Origin of the sequence: Actinomadura rubrisoli (assembly GCF_004349215.1) — a bacterium.
GTDB classification, from domain to species: Bacteria; Actinomycetota; Actinomycetes; order Streptosporangiales; family Streptosporangiaceae; genus Spirillospora; species Spirillospora rubrisoli.
In genome coordinates, this window is record NZ_SMKU01000478.1 from 1 (window position 1) to 5,658 (window position 5,658).

Genomic DNA, 5,658 nt, shown 5'->3' on the forward strand with positions numbered 1-5,658 from the left:
GTCCGGCGGCATGCAAGGGCGGGGGGAGGCGCTGCCGGGGCCCTGGTACCGCATCCAGGCCATTCCCGCGCCGCAGCGGGACGCCTCGGCCGAGTGGGACTTCGTCAGCGTGCTGCCCGCCGCGCTGTCGGCGGCGCAGCGGCGCAGGCCGTTCGTGGTGGGCTGGCTGTCCGCGGGCGGGGGCGCGCCGCTCGAACTGATCACCAACGCCGGTCCGATCGGAGGGGCCGAGGGCGGCGGACGGGCGGACGGCGAGGCGCACGGGCTGCTGTTCCCCAGCGGCGCGCGCGGCGTCCCGATCGGGGGCGGGTGGCTGCGGCAGGCCGAGCGGATGGCGTGGACGCGCTGTCCCGGACGCCTCGCGCCGCAGGTCACCCGGATGGACGCGGGCGCCGGGCTGTTCGAGTCGACGCTGGTCACGCTGATGGAGCGGCCGTTCGGCTGGTTCGTGGCCGCCGATCCGTGCGACGAGCGGCTGATCGACACCGAGATGCGCGAGCTGCACCACGAGCTGCGGATGCTGCGGCGCGGCGAGGACGAGCAGGCGCGGCTCGCGGTCGCCCGCGCCGACCAGCGGCTCGCCGAGCTGGACGCGTTCCGCGAGGCCGGGCTGTGGCAGGTCAGGGTCGTGGCGGGCGCCGCGACGCAGGCCGAGCTGGGGCAGATCGCGCCCGTGCTCGTCGGGTCGATGGAGCTCGGCCACCACCCGTACCGGCTCAGGTCCGGGCACGGCAGCGGCTCGTTCAGCGAGATGCTGGAGCCCGGCGCGGTGCCCGCGCCGGCGCGCCCGATGGCGGAGTCGGAGCAGCGGTTCCCGTTCGTCGCGACGGCGGGCGCGCTCGCGGCGCTGGCCGGGCTGCCCCGGCGGGAGGTGCCCGGCCTGCGGGTCCTGGACGCGGGGTACTTCGACGTGACGTCCGAGACGGGCGGCGACGCGCAGATCGACCTCGGCGCGATCCTGGACGGCCAGGACCGGCAGGTGGGGCGGCTCACCGTCCCGAGGTCCACGATCAACCGGCACGTGTTCGTGACGGGCTCGACCGGGGCGGGCAAGTCGCAGACCGTCCGGCACCTGCTGGAGCAGCTCACGCGGGCGGGGATCCCCTGGCTCGCGATCGAGCCCGCCAAGTCGGAGTACGCGGCGATGGCCGGGCGCATCAGGGACCTCGGCGGCCCGGTGACGGTCGTGAACCCGTCCGACCCGGCGTCGGTGCCGCTGTCGGTCAATCCGCTGGCGCCCGAGCCCGGCTATCCGGTGCAGGCGCACATCGACATGGTGCGGGCGCTGTTCCAGGCCGCGTTCGACGCCGAGGAGCCGTTCCCGCAGATCATGGCGCAGGCGCTCCAGCGCGTGTACGAGACCAACGGCTGGGATGTGGTGACGGGCGCGGGCGTCCCCGGCTCGCTGATCGAGCCAGCCGTCCCGACGCTGGAGCAGCTGCAGAACGCGGCGCTTCAGGTCATCTCGGACGTCGGGTACGGGCGGGAGCTGATGGCCGACGTCCAGGGCTTCGTGGACGTGCGGCTCCGCTCCCTGCGGATCGGCTCGGCGGGACGGTTCTTCGAGGGCGGCCACCCCGCCGACATCGGCGGGATGCTCCGCGACAACATCGTCCTGGCCATCGAGGACGTCGCCAACGACGAGGACAAGGCGTTCCTCATGGGCACGCTGATCATCCGGATCGTCGAGCACCTGCGGATGCGCGAGCGGCGCCGCGACCGCGCGACCGGCCCGGCGCTGCGGCACGTCATCGTCATCGAGGAGGCGCACCGGCTGCTGCGCAACCGCGGCCCCGAGCGCACCAGCTCGCACGCCGTGGAGCTGTTCGCCGGGATGCTCGCCGAGATCCGCGCGTACGGCGAGGGCATCATCGTCGCCGAGCAGATCCCGACCAAGCTCGTCCCCGACGTGATCAAGAACACGGCGCTCAAGGTCGTGCACCGGCTGCCCGCGCACGACGACCGGCACCAGGTCGGCGCGGCCATGAACCTCGACGCCGACCAGTCGCGCGAGGTCGTGTCGCTGCGTCCGGGCGTCGCGGCCGTGTTCGCGGACGGCATGGACCGCCCGCTGAGGGTCCGGGTGCCGCTCGGCGAGGGGCGCGAGGCCGAGCTGCCGGGCCCGCCGCCCCCGGTGGACGGCCGCCGGTCGGCCGCCTGCGGCTGCGAGTGCCGGTCCGGGCGCGCCTGCACGCTGTACGAGCTGCGGGAGGCCGACATCGTCGCCGGGCATCCCGACTGGGCGTGGCTGCGGCTGTGGGCCGACACGCTCGTCCTGGCGCATGTCGTCAACCGGCCCATGCCCGCCGTCCCGGCCGAGCTGGGCCGCGCGTGGTCCCGGCTGGCGCCGCGCCTGCGCGAATGCGCCCTGGCCACCGTCCTCGAACGCGCCGTGACCCGCCGCTCGTGGGCGCTGCGCACCGCGTACCCGCCGGCGGAGCTGACCGGTGTCGTCGCCGGGGTCGCGCAAAGGCTCCTGGGCGGCAGCCCGGCGACATCGGACGCCTCCGGGACGTCCCCGGGCGCGAACTGGGTCATCCCGCAGGTGCGGTGGCTGCACGAGCTGGACCGCCTGTTCCCCTACGGCGCGGGAGCCCCGGACAAGCACGCCCCCGCGCCGTCCCTGGACTACCAGCTCCCCGGCCTCAAGCAGCCGCCGGAGCCGAAGCTCGGCCACCGCCTGCGCGCGCTGCGCCGCCATCCGCTGTCGATGGAGCTGGAGCGCAACCGGCCCCTCGCCCTCACCGCCCTCTACGGCGACGACGACCACGCGGCCTTCTACCGCGACCTGTCGGTCGTCGCGATCGGCTTCGACGAGGACGAGCAGATCGAGCACGTCGCGGGGACGATGCAGGTCACCGCCTGGCTCGAACCGGTGCTGAGCTGGGCCGACCGGTTCGTGGACCCCTTCGAGAACCCGTCCGCCGGGCTGCCCTTCCTCAGCCAGGACCCGCCGCCTCCCGAGTGAGCGCGGACGGCCGGGTCAGATCGTGTCGGCGTCGCGCGGCGGGAGGCCCGCCTTCTCGGCGATCGGGGTCCAGTAGCGGATGAACTCGTTCTTGGCGTCGCTCGCCTCCTGGTTGATGGGGGCGACGTCGTCGTCCGACGGGCAGCCGGGCGCGACGTCCAGGTAGCGCTGGTTCGACTTCACCGACGCCTCCAGGGCGCGGACGAGCGCGTCCTTGAGCGGCTCGCCGTCCTGCAGCGCGTCGACCTTGAGCGCGCGGGCCCGGTCGAGCTGCTCCTGCCGCTGGTCGCGAATGCGTTGCAGGCCCGGCGTGCCGCAGCCCGCGGTCACCACCGAGCCGAGGTCGGAGCGGGTGCCCGCCATCTCCTTGAGCAGCCCGTCCACCGTCCCGGCCTGCGCCGCGAGGTCGCCGTCGCCGGACGGGGAGCCGCTCACCGCCTCGTTCTCGGGCGCGACGCCCTGCTGGGACTGCTGCGAGGCCGCGTTGCCGGCGGGCGGGGCCGGCTTCGACCCGCTCGGCCAGAACACGATCCCGAGCGCCACCCCGGCGAGCAGGACCACGCCCGCGAGGATCAGGAAGTACGGCTGCTTGCTCTTCTTCGCGGGCGGCGGGGGCTGCCAGATCGCCGGCTCCGCCCACGGCTCCGGAGAGAGGGGGATCGACGTCTCGCCGGACGGCGGCATCGGCGAGGTGTACTGCGGTGGCGGCGACCCCCAAGGCGGGGACTCCCGTGGAGGAGGCGTCCACGGAACGGGATCCTGCGGCGGCGGGGACCACGGAGGCGGAGGGGGACTCTCCGCCCCACCGCCGGGCCCGCCTGAGGCCGGTATCCCGCCCGGCCCCGCGCTGTGGCGGCCGAGCCCGCCCCGCCTGCCGGGCGCGTTCGGGTCGTTGCCCGGGCCCGCGTCGAGAGTGCCGCCGGGGCCCGCGCTGAGGGTGTTGCCGGGGCCGAGGTTGAGGCTGCCTCCGGGACCGGCGCTCAGGGTGTTGCCCGGACCGCTGAAATCGCGGGTCGCCGTGTCGTCGCCGAGCGGGTTCCCGAACGGGTCGCGGGACGGTGCGTCCTCGCTCGGCGGGGTGCCGAAGTCGCGTGCGGTCGCGTCCTCGGCGGGCGGGCCGGGGAGATTGCGGATGGCGTCCTGGCCGAGCGGGTTGCCGAAAGGGCCGCTGATCGTGGCGTCGTCGCTGAGCGGCCTGCTGAACAGGTCGCTGGACGTGGCGTCCTCGCCCGGCGGTGTGCCGGCGGAGTCGTGGGACGTGGCGTCCGCGGCGAAGGGGCCGCCGGGGGTCGTGTCGCCGCCGGACGCGTTGTCCAGCGGCGCGTTGCACCGGGTGCACCGGGGCAACGCCGCAGTGGTGTCGCTACCGCAGCCCGGACACCGCATACCAACCCCTTACCGTGAGGTGCAACGGTGCCAAGATAACGCGCTGCCGCCCCGGGCGGACCGCCCGCGGCAAGGTTCGCAACGCGCTCGTGATCGTCCGGTCACACCCGCTGCCAGCTGCGCTGCGGCTGGCCGGTGCGCTTCGCGACGGGGTTCCACAGCACCACGAACTGCCGCTTCGCCAGCGTGGCGCGCTGCTCGCTCACCGCACGCCCGGGGGCGTGCGCCGCGTCCGGACGCGGCTTGCCCTTGCACTTGCGCTGGTTCCGCTGCGCCCACAGCAGCAGCGCCTGGTCGACCTCCAGGGACGCTTGCAGCGCCTGGCGCAGCGACCCGCGCAGCCGCTCCCCGTTCGACAGCTTGTCGAGCTTGAGGCTCTGGGTGCGGCGCAGCTGGTTCTGGCGGCGCTGGGCGACCGTCTGGAAACCCTGGATCGCGGTCGGCAGGTCCTTGCAGGTGCGTGCCCTGCCGAGCGCGCCGGCGAGGACCCGGCGGGTGTCGACGCTGGCGTTCAGCACCGCGTTCATGGCGCCGGCCTGCTGCCGGGACGCGCTCGGGATCTGGTTCGTCTGCGCGACCTTGGTGTTGCCGGGACGGGGCTTGGCGGGCTTGGCGCCCGGGTCCGAGCCGTCGCCCGAGGGCCAGACCACGAACGCGACCGCGGCCACCGCCACCGCCACCAGCGCTGAGACGGCGATGAGGAGCGGCTTGCTCGTCCCGCCGCCGGAGCGCGCCGGGGGCTGGTGCTGGTAGCCGGGGAACGCGGGGTCGCCCGGCCCGGCCTGGCCGCCCATCGGGCCGCCCGGCCCCATCGGCGGCATGCCCGCGCCCATCGGACCGCCCGCGCCCATCGGAGGGGCGCCCATGAGGCCGTTCTGGCCGGGGCCCGCGTTGAAGTCCAGCCGCGTGCCCTGGTCGGCTGGCATGCCGGAGCCCATCGCCGGGCCGGGGGCCATCTGCGTGGCGCCGTCGAGGACGGTCCCGTCCAGCATCGTCGCCTCGCCCTGCGGTCCGCCGCCCGCGGCGTGCATGGGCGCGCCCCACGACTGGTCGCCGGGCTGGGCCTGCGGCGTCCACATCTGCGTCGCCTCGGCGTCCGGCTCCTGCGGCTTGCGCGGCTGGGCGAACCAGGACTCGGGGACGATCGACTTCGGCTCGGGCAGCGGCTCGGAGCCGAAGGACGAGGGCACGGGCGCCGGACCGGACGGGCTGGCCGGGCCGGACGGGCCAGGCCCCGCGAAGAGACTTCCGGTGGGCTGCTCGCTCGCCCATGACGGGGGCGGCGGGGCAGCGGCGGCGAATCC

The 5,658-nt window shown here is 75.3% G+C and carries 2 protein-coding genes and 1 pseudogene; 1 reads left to right on the forward strand and 2 read right to left on the reverse strand.

Annotated features, from left to right (window positions below; genetic code table 11):
• Positions 1 to 10 precede the first annotated feature (10 nt).
• Positions 11 to 2,968 (forward strand): ATP-binding protein, encoded by a 2,958-nt coding sequence (locus E1298_RS43390; protein ID WP_131903219.1) that lies wholly within the window; start codon positions 11 to 13, stop codon positions 2,966 to 2,968.
• A gap of 15 nt (positions 2,969 to 2,983) precedes the next feature.
• On the opposite strand, the gene E1298_RS43395 is transcribed toward E1298_RS43390, so the two are convergent.
• Both E1298_RS43395 and E1298_RS43400 read right to left on the reverse strand, forming a co-directional pair.
• The gene (locus tag E1298_RS43395) at positions 2,984 to 4,315 is read right to left on the reverse strand and encodes a hypothetical protein (RefSeq protein WP_131903217.1); all 1,332 of its coding nucleotides are present in this window, start codon (positions 4,313 to 4,315) and stop codon (positions 2,984 to 2,986) included.
• Positions 4,316 to 4,455: 140 nt separating this feature from the next.
• A pseudogene (locus E1298_RS43400) lies at positions 4,456 to 5,658 on the reverse strand (hypothetical protein); the annotation flags it as partial.